At 47.4% G+C, this 15,292-nt stretch carries 10 protein-coding genes; all 10 read right to left on the reverse strand.

The window, feature by feature from the left end:
- Positions 1-627 precede the first annotated feature (627 nt).
- The 10 genes from AAHF22_RS08670 to AAHF22_RS08715 all read right to left on the reverse strand — a co-directional run bounded on the left by AAHF22_RS08670 (position 628) and on the right by AAHF22_RS08715 (position 15,046).
- A complete protein-coding gene (locus AAHF22_RS08670; RefSeq protein WP_347324597.1) occupies positions 628-2,748 on the reverse strand; it encodes an acyltransferase family protein in 2,121 nt (706 codons plus the stop codon).
- 523 nt (positions 2,749-3,271) lie between these two features.
- Entirely contained in the window at positions 3,272-3,439 is a 168-nt protein-coding gene (locus AAHF22_RS08675; RefSeq protein ID WP_347324598.1) for a CxxH/CxxC protein, read from the reverse strand.
- Between the two features lie 310 nt (positions 3,440-3,749).
- Entirely contained in the window at positions 3,750-5,021 is a 1,272-nt protein-coding gene (locus AAHF22_RS08680) for a S1C family serine protease (RefSeq protein ID WP_347324599.1), read from the reverse strand.
- Between the two features lie 354 nt (positions 5,022-5,375).
- A complete protein-coding gene (locus AAHF22_RS08685; protein ID WP_347324600.1) occupies positions 5,376-6,191 on the reverse strand; it encodes an MBL fold metallo-hydrolase in 816 nt (271 codons plus the stop codon).
- 6 nt (positions 6,192-6,197) lie between these two features.
- A complete protein-coding gene (gene yycI, locus AAHF22_RS08690; RefSeq protein ID WP_347324601.1) occupies positions 6,198-6,944 on the reverse strand; it encodes a two-component system regulatory protein YycI in 747 nt (248 codons plus the stop codon).
- 166 nt (positions 6,945-7,110) lie between these two features.
- Complete coding sequence (locus AAHF22_RS08695) at positions 7,111-8,472, reverse strand: YycH family regulatory protein (RefSeq protein ID WP_347324602.1); 1,362 nt, start codon at positions 8,470-8,472, stop codon at positions 7,111-7,113.
- A complete protein-coding gene (walK, locus tag AAHF22_RS08700; RefSeq protein WP_371834033.1) occupies positions 8,469-10,325 on the reverse strand; it encodes a cell wall metabolism sensor histidine kinase WalK in 1,857 nt (618 codons plus the stop codon). Before walK ends, AAHF22_RS08695 begins: the two co-directional genes overlap by 4 nt.
- Before the next feature lies 1 nt (position 10,326).
- Positions 10,327-11,061 carry a response regulator YycF gene (gene yycF, locus AAHF22_RS08705; protein ID WP_347324603.1) on the reverse strand — a complete coding sequence of 245 codons (735 nt, stop codon included), beginning with the start codon at positions 11,059-11,061 and terminating at the stop codon, positions 10,327-10,329.
- 471 nt (positions 11,062-11,532) lie between these two features.
- Positions 11,533-13,101 (reverse strand): peptidoglycan DD-metalloendopeptidase family protein, encoded by a 1,569-nt coding sequence (locus tag AAHF22_RS08710; protein WP_347324604.1) that lies wholly within the window; start codon positions 13,099-13,101, stop codon positions 11,533-11,535.
- A 658-nt stretch (positions 13,102-13,759) separates the two neighbouring features.
- On the reverse strand, positions 13,760-15,046 hold the full coding sequence (locus tag AAHF22_RS08715; protein WP_347324605.1) for an adenylosuccinate synthase: 1,287 nt from the start codon (positions 15,044-15,046) through the stop codon (positions 13,760-13,762).
- Between the last annotated feature and the right edge of the window lie 246 nt (positions 15,047-15,292).

The raw sequence follows: 15,292 nt of genomic DNA on the forward strand, positions 1-15,292 counted from the left end.
AAAAGCTAACGTATACATATATGACAAATATATACACCCTAAACAACTCACTACTAACATCATCTGATTATGATCGCTTGTCCATAAGCTGCTTTCACTTATAAACTACTTTTACTCATAAGCTATTTTCACTTGTTCACTATGCATCATGGACTATGCACTATAGACCTGGATCTATACGCTGGAACAGCGTACACTGCCGCCACCCCACCATTGGAGCGATGAGGTTCCCGGCACTACAGAAACTCCATGCACCACTTAGAACTTAGAACTTAGAACTTAGAACTTGTCCAATGATGCACACGCTCGGAACGAAGGGAAGGAAATAAGGGGAAAGTACGATTTTGGAGGGGCGTGAATCTACATTCTATCCCTCATCCGTAGATTCACGCCCCTCCACTGAGTACGTCCCCTTATTCCTTCCCGAAGTGTTCCATCTCCCCATCACCCGAAGTACCACTTAAAGGGAACCCCACCACTCCACCCATTTAAATTTGAAAACTCCCTCCACACTAACCACCAACGGTTAGCGCAAAGGGAGCACTTGCCAATCCTATAACATTCCTTTATTACTATCGGCACTATCACTTCAATATTTAATACATTATTGGAATATTGTGTAAATAATTATTTTCCTTTTACAGCCTGAGCCACAAGCGTCGCGTACACTCTCGCACCCGCCGGATTCACGTGTACGCCATCGGTTGCGAAGAAGCTATCCTGTCCTTTACTTGCCGAGTACCAATCGACCACTTTAATCCGATTGTCCTCTGCTGCGACCGCATTGATCGTATCGTTCACCAGACTTTCCCATGCACGTGGTACTCGTGTATTCACAAGTATGATTTTACGCGCACTACTCAGTTCATCCAGTAGATCTTCCAGCTGTTCGCGTGTAAAGGAGCCGTTCGTACCTAGCTCCAAAATGACAGTCGAACCGAGGTGACCGCCGCGGCGAAGCTGACGGATCACATCTGGTGCTTCGGTCATTTGACGACCAACGCGTCCATCGATCGTAATGCCTGGCATCGTCTGGGTTAGGTAATGCGCCACATCAAGCATAACGGAGTCGCCAATCGCGGTAACTCCATTACCGGATACGATCTCACTCAGCGTTCTCTTCGTTGCCGCAGCGGGTAAGGATGGCGCTGGGGAATCCAGCTTTTGTCCGTCACCACTGGTGGAACCGGCATCACTGCTGTCTGTGTCTGTATTACTGGCATTGGCATCGTCAGCAGACTTGGAACTATCTGATGAATCGCTGCCGTCTGTAGCAGAAGCATCTTTACTACCTTCTGTCGTACCGGATGCATTATCTTTATTCGTATCTTTACGATCTGAGGATGGGTTACCATCCGTATCTTTTGTTTTACCATCTTCCGATTTCGTTTCACCTGTGCCGGAAGCATTTTTGCCGCCTGCTGGATCGCCTTCTTTACCATCTTTCGTCGTATGCGATACATTTGTCGGTGTGGTGGAAGATGAGCCGGTAATAAATACCGATTGTGGCTGCTGTTCTGCTTCGGCCGTTTCAGTAGGTGTATTATTCGTCAGCAGATGACCGAGCACGGCTGCGGATAAAATGAATACAGCGGCAGACGAACCACCGATGATCCAACCACGGCGGCTGCGCCAGTTCGAACTACCGACACGACCGAACGCATAGCGGAAGCCTTTGCGACGAATCGGCTGCTCAACGAAGCGCCATGACAGCTCAGCGAGCGCAAGGCTGACCAGCACCTGCAATACAGCACGCATGACCGATGGCTCTCCGGTATCGACCTGCGGTGTACTCAGTGTAATGACTGGGAAATGCCACAGGTACAATCCATAGGAACGCTGTCCGAGCCAGCGTAGTGGCTTGCAGCCGACCAGTACGGCCAGACGACTTGCCGGATGTGCCAGTACAGCGATCAGAATCGCAGTCACGATCGAGATGAGTACCAGTCCACCACGATACAGGAATGGCTCATATTCGTTCGTATGCCAGATCGACCAGAACAGCACAAGCAAAGCAGCCAGGCCTACGCCATCCAGCAACGTTTGTGCTGGAGCAGATACATTCGCTTTTAGCTTCGCGCTTGGCCATACGATCGCCAGTGCAGAGCCGATCAGCAAAGCGAAGATGCGTGTATCTGTACCGTAATAGACACGGCTCGGGTCGGAACCCGGCACGTATAAGACAGCCATCAATAGCGCAGAGATAAGCGACAGACTCAGAATCCAGCCTGCCAGATTACCGCGCTTCGGCAAAAATTTCAGACCGAGCATCAGGACGAACGGCCAGATTAAGTAAAACTGCTCCTCCACCGCCAGCGACCATAAATGACCAAGCGGTGAAGCCGGGCCGAAGCTTTCAAAATACGATACTTTGTGGAAAATAAACCACCAGTTGCTAATGTACAGCAAAGCAGCCGGGATATCGCCCTGTAATGCAGCCAACCGCCCGTGATCTCCGATCAAGCACCATAGTCCAACCACCGCGATCATCGCGTACATTGCCGGCAGCAAGCGGCGTGCGCGCCTTTTCCAAAAGTCGACCATGTCAAATCGGTGGTTCCGTTCCCACTGACCTGCCAGTATGTCTGTGATCAAATAACCGGATAATACGAAAAAGATACCAACCCCGATCAATCCGCCAGGCGCCCAATCTGTATTCAAATGGTATAAAATAACCGCCAGCACCGCGAATGCACGCAATCCATCCAGACCCGGCATATAACGATGCTGCTGGAGCGGCTTAGACATAATCCGTCCACCGCCCTCTATGTATAGTCAAGCCGTTGTCTACGGCGAGTTTGCGAAAATAAGCCTGTTTCAGCGTCAAGTGTTCCGTTGGTAGCGTCAGATCCTTGATGTCTTTCATATTCTTTTATCCTTTCCAGTGGTCACTCTCATTCCATGCACAGCTACGCTGGCAGGAACCGACATGAACCATTATATCCAAGTATTCGGAGTGAATCGTCTCAAACGAGTTAAAATTGGTTTACAGCAACGTCGTATTTTGTCATTTACTATTATATTTTTTCATTTCATCCAGCTGCACGTGCAGCACCAGCTTCGCACATGCAGGCACAGGAAAACAAGGACCCGGAAATCCGGTCCCTGCCCTGGTATTGCGTCATGATCTGTACGCGCTATTGGGAATGTGTAGCTAGTATAAAGTGTAATGTATCGCATTCGTATTCAATCGACTTCAGGCTGAACGATGGTTTAGCTTGAAGTCGGTATCGTATAGCTAGATTCATGAGCGTTCCGGTCTGGCAGGGGATCAGACAACGAGAAATTCACCATGCTGATCACAATAGACACATTTCGCCGGCGGGTCCCAATCGGAAAATTCCGTTTCTTTCAGGTCGACCACATCGGGTGCATCTTCATATTCATCAACAAATGCTTCAAGCGCATCTTCTACATGTTGTTTACATACTACATACATTAATATTCATGCTCCCTTTTCCCGCAGCCATCGTGCTTCGCTATGGCTGTTCCGTCGTTTCAACTGGCAAATGATCGCTCGGTCTAGCTTCATTTGCTCCCTTACTCGCATGATCGATACATACATCGATCGTGCCTGCTTGCATGTATAGTGTATATCATCCTCCAGCCTAACGACTGGAGCGATTGTTATATTTTGATTTCAGGCAAAGGATGGGCACCATGTCATATCCAGCATAGCATTCATCAGATACAGCTAGATCTCATGAGTTACATTTCTTACTTTCACTAGTTCACCTAGCGATACTGGATCATTTGCGCTGCGGTGCATCCTCAAGCGTAGCCGTAACAGTCTCTTTTTTGCCATCGCGATAGTACGTTATTTTAATGGAATTGCCGATTTGTTTTTTGTCGTATAAATATTTGCGCAGCTCCAGTGTCGAGCCGATTGATTGTCCATCGAGCTGCACGATCACATCGTTCACTTTCAGTCCGGCATCTTTTGCAGGGCCGCTCGCCTCCAGCACAATTGCGCCCTGGGTCACATCGTCCGGTAAACGAAGCTGAGGTGCATCGCTCTTTTCCTCTTCATCATAGGAGCGATAGGCAGATTCGTTATCCAGATCAACGCTATATACGCCCAGATAAGGGCGACTGATTTTGCCATGATCGAGCAATTGCTGAACATTGTTCATCACTTCGTTGATCGGAATGGCGAAGCCTAGTCCTTCGACGCCAGTATCGGAAATTTTCATCGTGTTAATACCGATGAGCTGACCGCGCATATTGACGAGTGCGCCGCCGCTATTGCCTTCATTGATCGCGGCATCGGTCTGAATCACATTTTGCTCCCAGTCGTAATTACCATCCTGGTTGAGCGATACTGGAATCAGACGTTTATCATAACTAATAATGCCTGATGTCATCGTACCATTAAACCCGAGTGGATTGCCAATAGCGAGTACCGACTCCCCCGGGCGAAGCTGATCCGAGTTGCCAAGCGCAACGATGTTGTCGATATTTTTGCCATCAACCGACAACACCGCGATATCGCTAATAAAGTCTGCTCCAACGACATTCGCTTTCAGCATCGTGCCATCGATTAATACCGCATCGACTTCATCCGCGCCGGAAATGACATGATTGTTCGTCACAATATAGGCTTTGCCGCCGTCTTTGCGGAAAATCACACCCGAACCGAGCGCGGATTCATCCAGTTTGGATATATCCGGCTCTTTGCCATCCTTATAGTTCACAATGCTGACTACAGCAGGCCGTACCTGCTGCGCCACTTGCACGATGCTATCAGACGAATAGCCAGACGTTTGCTGAGTCGGAAGCAGGCTGCTGGCTGTAGCTGCACCAGAATAGCGATCGTGATACAGAAACAGCCCACCCATAATCGCACTGATCGTGACCGCGCTCGTTACGGCGCTAATCACGACAACACGAATGGTAGACAAACTACGGCTTACCGGTTCCTGAAAAGAGCGAAACGATGCATCGCGCCCACCCGACATGGCGTGGCGTTTCGATCTCCGCGATACCCGTGTAGAGTAAAACTCGTCATCAAATAGCGCCATGCTCATCGCTCCTCTATTATGTTTCCCTCAAACGTCATCGTATAAAACATCAAAGCATCTCTGTGCTTCTGATTATGGCACAGTCAGTCGCTTCCAGTCTTGATCTTTGTGACTGTCCAGCATATCCCTGTGTTGCTTATTAACGTACAACGTACATTTTACTGTTTAGTCTTACGATTTGTCGTAAAATCGCTTGTCTGTCTTGCCATTTATTATAGAATCGCCTATCAACAACAGGCATCCTTTATATTCATGAGGACATGGATCAGTGCACCTATGTTATTCCACATCGTCATATGTACACGCGACGCGGCACAAGGCACGTTACCACTTTATACCATCCATGAATCCGGTTCAAGCTTCGCCAAGCGCATCCCACGGTGTAGGACGATCATAGTAGGTGTCACACAACTTGAACTCATGATCTTTGTAAAAGCAGCCCCGACTTTCCATCGCATCGCGAACGGTCATTTTGGCAAGCTCCATCATATTATGATCACGGCTCAAATGGGCTAAATACGTGCGTTTGAGCTTTTTCGTCAGCAGCTCGCTTAGCACCTCTCCTGCCGTATCGTTGGACAGATGACCGATATCGCTCAAAATACGTCGCTTCGTATTCCACGGATAACGACCCATACGCAGCATTTCAATATCATGGTTCGCCTCCAGCACGAGCACATCGGAATCGGTAATACTCTGCATCACTTTATCGCTCACATAACCGAGATCGGTAGCGAGACTGAGCTTTTGCTCGCCATCGCGGAAAAAGTACCCGACCGGCTCTGCCGCATCATGTGAAATTCCGAAAGACTCAATGCGTAGAGAGCCAAAGTTTAAAAAGTCGCCCGTTTGCATGACTTGCTTTTGCTCTGGGGTAATTTTGCCGACCGCTCTCTCCATCGCCAACCATGTTTTCTCGTTGGCGTAGATGGGCAGTTTGTATTTGCGTGCAACCGCGCCCAGACCACGAATATGATCCGAATGCTCATGCGTGATCAGAATACCTTCCAGCTGATCGCCGCTAAAATCACGTTCATTCATCAATTCATCGATCCGTTTTGCACTCAGCCCTGCATCGATGAGCAGGGCTGCATCTTTGTTGCGAACGATTGTGGCGTTGCCTGTCGAACCGCTCGATAATACGGTAAATTGTATGCCAGTGCCTATCATGCGTGTCTACTCCTCATTTTCTGCCGCTGGGGTTGTTGTAACTTCCCCGGTAATCCCCTGTACATAGTAAAAGGCTCCGCTTTCCAGTGCGATACGCCATACAGGCACCGCAAGCTGAATATTGTCGCCGATCTTTTGTCCATAATAACCAAGTGTAATATCTTTAACGACTGCGCCTTCGGGCAGATCGTTTTCAATGACTGTGCCCAGTGCGGTCGAAGCCGATAAAATTTCCTGATTCGGCTTGCTTGCACGATCCTGCTCCAGCGTAAAACGTGGGGCAGTGTAAGAAATAATCTTCTGATTACTATAATACAGCTCCAGATTCATATTAAACAGGGGTAAATCATTATTTATGAGCGGATGCAGTACAAAAATACTCTGTTTCGTAATTAAAGCATCATATTGATATTGTCCGATATTGGGAATCTGTGATGCCAGCTGTACAGCAAGCTCATCCTCATTAAAAATAAGCTGACTATCTACCGGACGCTGCAACGGGACAGGCTGAGTGCCGGAAGCTGGTTTTGTTTGATATGGAATGGGCGCCAGCATTGGCGTTTCGCGCGGAATTTGAGCGGTCACCTGAATACGCTTGTTCTCCAGTGCACGCTGTGCACTTTCACTGAGCGAAGCGATATCCAGATTGGACTGAGCCTGATCACGAACATCCATCCATAGCTGGTATCCCAGTACGATATTAAGTAATAAAAAGGCACTGATCAGTACACTTTTGGCTCGTCCCCAATCCATCTTCTTCCTCCTGCCTATCCATCAGCCTGCTGTGGCTGTGTATGGAATCAATTTGTACAGCACAGACAGCGCCGATTGCCTGATCTGACTTGCGTGGACTTACTTGTATGATCTGACTTCCTTTCAGTTGCCTCTATTTGTAAATACAAATCTTCTTTACATTTTGTCACTTCGTAGCCGTCAGAAATTGCATACTACCATCCTGTAGCTTTGCCATCCATACCGGCTTCAGCGTCACGACTCCATCGCCAAGTGATGGGCGGTATACAGGCGATAGATCCACAATTTGCTTGCCAACTGGAATCTGTGTCTTGATCATTTGTACAAGCTGCTGCCCAGCCGGTAGTTGTTGTCCTGCTGTAGCCGCCTGGCTACCCGAAACTGTCGCTTCACTCGCAGAAACTGCTTCTAATGAAGATGTAGCTGTTGTGTCCGATTGTGTAGGGTTTGCCGCCAGATAAAGCATGGAGCGTTCATACGTCGATACCGTATTGCGTTCCACAGCTAGACGCATATAGCCAAATTTAAATGTGTCTGTTTCCATAATCGGATACGAACGATAATATTGTCGGAAAATAAAGCCGTTTTTGTCGCTGCTGCCTGTACCCATACTGAGCGTATACATACCCGGCCAACCACCATGCTGATTCACAAAATCAACCGCAGACAGCACATTATCGCTCACATTGTTCGTACCGGATGTGGGTGCAGTCGGATCGGTATAGGTCATCCAGCGCTGACGCGTGTCTACCTGTAAACTGCGCTTACTGTCGGTATAGATCTCTGTGCCATTTTCCTCGTTAATATTGCGTGTCGCACCTGGATCGAAAAATAGATTGCGCTGCATTTGCTCGGTAGTAAGGCTATCCAGCTTTAACGTTACATTCGGTGCAGTAATCGCTGTACGCGGCAAATAATAGCCAGTTGACGTATATTGATAGCTAACTCCATTGGCACCGAGCAACACACTACGGCTAATATCTTCGGTTCGCAAATCCATATCGGTTGCTTCATAGACCACATCACCGCTTGCACTGAAAAAGAACGCTCTAGTTGTACGATCATCCGGTGCTGTATATAGCCAGATCCGATTCACCGCATCGCCTTCAAACAGCGAATCTGGATTAATCTTCAAGCTACGCTCCAGCAGACTCACCGGAATACCACTGCCGAACATCAACTCTACACCCTCATCATTACGAATTTGATTCCAATCCATACTTTGTACCGACAGACGACGGAATTGCCCAAAGCTGGCTTTACGGATGCTATCATAGATACTCGTATACTCCGCAGACGATGGATAGAAGATCGTATGGCGACTATTTGTCAGATGCACGATCATTTTATCCGGAAAGATTAAGCTTTCAATGCTGGAACGTGGCCCGATATCTTCCGCCTGCACATAGCCTGCTTCAGAGTTCACAACCGAATTGGCGCCTGGCATACGATAAATGAGGAAATAACTTTGCACAAGACTGACCAGAATGAGTGCGGCAAGCAAGCCGGATTTTAGATTCTCCTTCATGCTTCGACACTCCCTTCCTCATGCAGCGGTAGCCATACAGTGACGGTAGTGCCTTGATCCAGCTCTGAATCCAGCTCAATCGTACCGTTATGAGCGAGCACTATTTCCTGGGCAATAGACAGTCCAAGTCCGGTTCCACCCATATTGCGCGAGCGCGCTTTGTCGACACGATAAAAGCGTTCAAAAATACGATGCAGATCCTGCTTCGGAATCCCGATTCCCGTATCCTGAATGCGAATCGCCAGCAGATCTTCATCAACCGCACTATGAGCACCAAGTGTAATACTACCGCCCTCAATCGTATATTTGAGCGCATTGGATACGAGATTATCAAGCACCTGATCGATCTGATCGCGATCGATCCAGACGCTGCCCACACCGGGTTGTAGATCAATCGTACATTCAATATGCTTTTGCTTCATCTGCACATAAAAACGGTCGGCTGTATCTTCCAGCAATTCCAGCACGTCGGTACGCTGCTTGCGTAATGTAGCTTCGCTGGAATCGAGACGTGACAAATGTAGCAGATCGCTAACAAGTCGGATCATACGCTGTGTTTCATTGCGGATCACACCGATAAAACGCTCTGCAAGTGCACGTTCGTCCAGTGCGCCATCTTCCAGCGCCTCGGTATAACTTTTAATCGTTGTCAGCGGTGTACGCAGTTCATGGGACACATTGGCGACAAATTCACGCCGTGCCGCTTCCAGTTTCTCCTGATCGGTCACATCCTGCAAAACAGCGATCACTCCTGCATGGCTGCTTTCTTTACGTCGATGGACCGGACTAAACGTCACACGCACCACCGAGTTACTGCCGTCTTCATGCGAGCCGAGATGAACAATCGTCTGGCGTAACATGCCATTTTGCAGCTTGGCTTGATCCTGCTCGGATAAAGGCAACAGACCGATTAGCTCTTTACCGGACAAATGCGACTCCATATCGCCCAGCATTGCCGCCGCTACCCGATTCACTAAAATAATGCAGCCATGCTCATCGGTCGCAATAACACCATCGCTCATATTTTTCAAAATAGAAGCGAGTTTCTCTTTCTCTTCCTCATTCTGTGCAAGCGCATCACGTAATCGACTCGTCATATAGTTAAACGCTTCGCTTAGCTGACCGATCTCATCATTGCTATATACGGTCATATGATGGTCAAATTCACCTTCTGCCACCTGCTTCGCTCGCCTGGTCATTTCCTTAATCGGCTGTGTGATCGTATGCGCCAAAATGACACCAAGCACCGCTGTCATCCCCAGCGCAATCAGAATACCGGACAGGAAAATACCGTTGATGCGCTTCATCGTATCGTACAGCTCTGCCATCGAAGCGACGATATAGACCGCACCTACGGTACGATTGCCACTAATGATCGGTTCTGCGACGACACGTTTGCGCTCACCGGTATCATCGATAATATATTCCTCGTTATCGCTAATGCCCTGTAGTGCACGGCTTACGACCGTCTGGGTGTTCCGGCGCGCCTCGGTTCCGGAATCGCTTTTGAGCGAAGAGATCAGAATCCGTCCGCTCACATCGAGCACCTGAATCTCCTGAATTTGCGTACCACTCATATTGTACAGATTGTCTACCATCAGCTTCAGATCATTAACCGAGCTGGAAAAGTTCTCTCCACTACCCGACCATTTATCCGCAGCCAGCACCGACAATAGCTGTGCACGCTCCTGCAAATCCTGGGTAAAATTACTCGTTAGCGAGTTCTTCATCGCACTGACAAAATACACACCGATCAGCTGCATCGCAATCAGAATGAGCAGCACATAAATTATAATCAGCCGCGCCTGAATTGTGCGGCTGAAGCCGGGTAACAGACGCAGCTTGCGCTTCATCTTACATGCCTCCCACTTTTGGACTGCGCATCATATAGCCGAGTCCACGCCGGGTCAAAATATACTCCGGCTTGCTTGGATCATCCTCGATCTTCTCACGCAGACGGCGAATCGTCACATCGACAGTACGCACATCCCCAAAATATTCAAATCCCCAGACTGCCTGTAGCAAATGTTCGCGAGTCATAACACGACCTGCATTTTTCGCCATATAATACACCAGTTCATATTCACGATGGGTCAGATCAAGCGGTTCTCCATCTTTGTATACCATATACATATCTGTATCAATAAATAGACCGAACAGCGCCAGTCCATTTTTCGCTTCATCCACCTCAGGTACAGTCACAGCTGCTGCGACCGCAGGTTGTTTCTGCCGACGCCGCATATGGGCTTTCACTCGGGCCAGTAGCTCACGCGTACTGAACGGCTTGGTCACATAATCGTCGGCACCAAGCTCCAGACCGAGCACCTTATCGATCTCAGCATCCTTTGCTGTGAGCATAATGATCGGCATATCGAGCCGGGTTCGCACCTCACGGCATACGTCCATACCATCTTTGCCAGGCAGCATCAAATCCAGCAACATCAGATCAGGCTCCTCTGCAAATGCCTGCTCCACCGCACTAATGCCATCAAAAGCACAGATGACCTCATAACCTTCTTTTTCAAGATTGAATTTCAAAATATCTGCAATCGGTTGTTCATCGTCAACGACCAGTATTTTCCCCTGCATGGTGCTTCACCTCATCACGGCTTTGATTTTTTTATTTTACCATATTCTAAAGGCTTGTTCTTGTTAGGACGTATACATAAACGGTTTTTGCTGAGATAGACACCACTCCAGAAAAGAGTAATTTATAATAAACAAAAAAGACCACCTATTTTATATCGTGGATGGTCTTGATCTAAAAAGAAATCAATATTTTGTAACACGATATTATCTGATTCGGTTTAGTCTCTATTTATTACATATCAAATCTTGTACAGTCCAATCATGTGGTTTTAATAACTCGATTTGCCTGTTAAAGAAAGTACAGAGTTTAAAGAAAGATCGGTATTGATTTACAACTTCCTAACAAAAAAATGGCCCACCCTTTTATGCATCAGATCTATAACGATCTGCTAGGCCGGGTGGGAACTGTTAATTATACTGTACTATAGATTGCATTTTTTTCAACAAATTTGCTATCAAATCTAACTTAGATTAACGCAAATAGGACAGCGGATTTTGCAACGCACCACCACTATGAACTTCAAAGTGCAAATGCGTACCAAACGAGTGGCCTGTATTGCCCATCACGCCGATATGCTGACCTTTTTCCACCACCGTGCCGGTACTCACATCAATCTGGCTCAGGTGACCGTACAGCGTCTGATAGCCATTGCGATGGTCAATAATGATTGCATTACCATACCCTGTCATCGTACCTGCAAACGTAACGACACCATCGTCAGCTGCCATCACAGACGAACTGCCGACCATATCGATCCCTTTGTGCATCCGACCCCAGCGCTGTCCAAATGGACTCGTTACCGTCGCACCGCTAACCGGCCAGATAAAGTTACCACTACCTTCACCGACAACGACTTTTGTGCCTTTGACGATAATTTTAGGCGATGATTCCTTTACAACTTCCTGTCCGACCCATTCTTCGCGCAGCACCTGCCCATTTTCCTTGATGACGCGATAGTCAATCCGTTTCAAACCTTGCGAGCCGCCAGAGATCACTTTGCTCTCGCCTGCACGCATACTGTCGCTTTTACGGATTTCTACATCGGGTTCGGTGACCACTTGCTCCGAATAATCCTCCACCGTCGTTACGGTGATCGGTGGCTGTGGTACGGTCAATGTTAGCTCGTCTCCGATTTGCATCGATGTTTCCTTGATGCCCGGATTATGAGCGAAAATTTCTTTTTGTGAAATATCATAGTTGGAAGCGATTGAACTGATCGTATCGCCTTCACGCACTGTATATTTCAATGGTGCTTCCACACCGGTCAGCATCACTTTAGCCAGCTGTTTGCTGCTCAGCAATTTTTGCGGATTCGCTTTGATCTGATTAGCGGCAACCTGCTGATTGATTTTCACCGATTCCAGCTTATTCACCTTTTTGCTGTAAGCATAGCTTTGCGCCAACTTTTTGACCGAGCTTTTGTTCATATTGGCAGCGGCAGCTTCGGCTTTTTGCGTATACGTTTTTTCGACGATTTTCAGTGCAGAATCGATCGTAGCCTGATCTTTAACGACACCGATTTTTTTATCGCCTACTGTAACTTCTACGCCTTTTGCATAAGCTGTCAACATTTTATCTAATTGTTTCAGCGTGCTCTGCGAATCGACCTGTGCTTTAAACGCTTTTTCTTCGGTGGTTGTAATGCCATTCGTATTCAGCACCATATTGGCATCCGGGTACTTTTTCTGATAGGCCGCACGTTTTTGCTGGAACAATTGATCCAGCTCGGCTTTGTTCAAAATACTGCCAATCGCCTGACCTTTTACCGACACGACATAATACGGAACGGTGTTCGCTGTCACATAATGATTTCCCGCCAAAACAAGTCCGCCTGCTACGGCAACACTGCCGATCACAATCATAAGACGATTGCGTACTTTGTTTTTCCCCTGACGAAGATGATCAACTGTGATCGTGTACCATTTATTTCCCGGTGTATCCTGCTCCCCCGCAGGTGACTGTGCTTGTTGCCCCGGCTCAGCCTCAGAAGCATGCTTTTGTGCCAGCTCTGCTTCCTCTTTTCCTTTCAACCTGTTCATGACCGTCTCCTTTTGCTTTTCATGCTAAAATTTGATACCTATATCCCGTTTCATGTCCATTCATTCCCAATTCGTCTGCAAACATAAGCCTTCTTCGCCATACCGCCATCATGTCTGTGTATGCTCTTTACCGTCTGTAGTGTACAGCTTCATTCTAATGTAGCCTTTCATGATCATAAGAGAACATACGGTAAAAGAAGAAGCCATCGTGTGATGTATAAGAGGATAGGCGTAGAGTAGGGCGGACAGACGATCATTGTGTACAATAAGTAATACATCCAATACAACCATAATTATTAAAATCTGTCATATAAAAGTGTCAAAAAATTAACCTTTTTAACTCCACGTTTACTTTACCATAATCTCTGCCCACGTTTCAACTTTACAATTCATATAACAGAACTGCGCATAAGGGCATACAACCATTTGCTACCTATACTAAACAATACAAAAAAGGCATCCCCGTAAGGATGCCTTTTACCAACAATCCATATCACAACAGGCGATAGCCCGCATTTTACTTAGCAACCATATTGAATATAACGATGTTATAAGGGAATGATCGTCGGTCTGTTCCCTATGACTGCACAGTAACCGAATAATACTGTAACAGCGACGTACATCTCTCCAATTCAATCGGTATCATGATCAAGTACAATTAAGTGTAAATCGGAGCTACTTGATTCGTCTGCTCACGATTACGTCCAACCGAGAAAATCGCGATTGGAATACCGGTCAGCTCGGATACACGGTTCACATAATTGCGAGTCGTTTCAGGCAATTCTTCCAGCGTCTTCACGCCCGTAATATCCTCGCTCCAGCCCGGCATTTCTTCATATACCGCTTCACAGTCAGCCAGATGCTTCAAGCTTGCTGGATAATGCGTAATAAATTCGCCTTTGTATTTGTAGCCTGTGCAGATTTTTACCGTATCCAGACCTGTCAGTACATCGAGCGAGTTCAGGGACAGACCCGTAATACCGCTCACACGACGTGCGTGACGGACAACGACTGTATCAAACCAGCCTACACGGCGTGGACGGCCTGTTACTGTACCGTACTCATGCCCTTTTTCACGAATTGTATGACCGATTTCATCATGCAGCTCGGTCGGGAATGGGCCATCACCTACACGAGTTGTGTATGCTTTCGCTACACCGATTACCTGCTGAATACGAGCAGGGCCTACACCGGAACCGATACACACGCCGCCAGCAGACGGATTAGAGGAAGTAACGAATGGATACGTACCCTGGTCGATATCAAGCATAACGCCCTGTGCACCTTCGAACAGCACTTTTTTACCTTCGTCAATCGCATCGTTCAGTACAACCGATGTATCACGTACATATTGACGCAGCTTGTCAGCATAACCGAGATAGTCAGACAAAATTTGCTCCACATCGACTGGCTCGCCGCCGTACACTTGTGTGATCACCTGATTTTTCTCTTTTACGAGATGGCGCAGTTTTTGCTCAAATTCTTCTGCATCCATCAGGTCAGCGATACGGATACCAACACGGGACGCTTTATCCATATAACAAGGGCCAATCCCTTTACCGGTTGTACCGATTTTGTTCGGGCCTTTACGCTCTTCTTCCAGCAGATCCAGTACCATATGATACGGCAAAATGACATGCGCGCGATCGCTGATCGTCAGGTTCTTAGTGGAAAAGCCATTTTCGTGCACATAGTTAATCTCGTCGATCAGTGCCGCCGGGTTGATGACCATACCGTTACCGATTACACATGCTTTATCTTCATAGAAAATACCGGAAGGTACCATCGTCAATTTATATTTTTTCTCATTAATCAAAATCGTATGTCCAGCGTTGTTACCGCCTTGATAACGTGCAACAACGTCCGCACTCTCCGAAAGATAGTCGGTAATTTTACCTTTGCCTTCGTCTCCCCATTGTGTTCCCACAACGACTACAGTTGACATATTCATTCCTCCGTAGGTGTATGTACACCGTATATTTGCGCTGTCGCTTTCTGTACTTCATGGCAACCAACCAGGCATATATGCCATAGCCGATTCACCAGCGACAGAAAAAGCACAGCATGAAACCTCCTTGCGAGGAACGGCTGGGCAAATGCAAGCATACAAACCGTTTTCGCGGGCGGAAGTTCGTCCCATTGCGGTAAAGGATCAGAACGCCGTCCGATCTAACAGGATAGTAACATCCAA

This window comes from Paenibacillus wenxiniae, assembly GCF_039822605.1.
In the GTDB taxonomy this organism is placed as follows: domain Bacteria; phylum Bacillota; class Bacilli; order Paenibacillales; family Paenibacillaceae; genus Saccharibacillus; species Saccharibacillus wenxiniae.

Bases quoted from the DNA above. Each gene is read 5' to 3' on its own strand.
- AAHF22_RS08670 (WP_347324597.1), bottom strand. From the start codon at position 2,748: ATGTCTAAGCCGCTCCAGCAGCATCGTTATATGCCGGGTCTGGATGGA.
- AAHF22_RS08675 (WP_347324598.1), bottom strand. From the start codon at position 3,439: ATGTATGTAGTATGTAAACAACATGTAGAAGATGCGCTTGAAGCATTT.
- AAHF22_RS08680 (WP_347324599.1), bottom strand. From the start codon at position 5,021: ATGGCGCTATTTGATGACGAGTTTTACTCTACACGGGTATCGCGGAGA.
- AAHF22_RS08685 (WP_347324600.1), bottom strand. From the start codon at position 6,191: ATGATAGGCACTGGCATACAATTTACCGTATTATCGAGCGGTTCGACA.
- yycI (WP_347324601.1), bottom strand. From the start codon at position 6,944: ATGGATTGGGGACGAGCCAAAAGTGTACTGATCAGTGCCTTTTTATTA.
- AAHF22_RS08695 (WP_347324602.1), bottom strand. From the start codon at position 8,472: ATGAAGGAGAATCTAAAATCCGGCTTGCTTGCCGCACTCATTCTGGTC.
- walK (WP_371834033.1), bottom strand. From the start codon at position 10,325: ATGAAGCGCAAGCTGCGTCTGTTACCCGGCTTCAGCCGCACAATTCAG.
- yycF (WP_347324603.1), bottom strand. From the start codon at position 11,061: ATGCAGGGGAAAATACTGGTCGTTGACGATGAACAACCGATTGCAGAT.
- AAHF22_RS08710 (WP_347324604.1), bottom strand. From the start codon at position 13,101: ATGAACAGGTTGAAAGGAAAAGAGGAAGCAGAGCTGGCACAAAAGCAT.
- AAHF22_RS08715 (WP_347324605.1), bottom strand. From the start codon at position 15,046: ATGTCAACTGTAGTCGTTGTGGGAACACAATGGGGAGACGAAGGCAAA.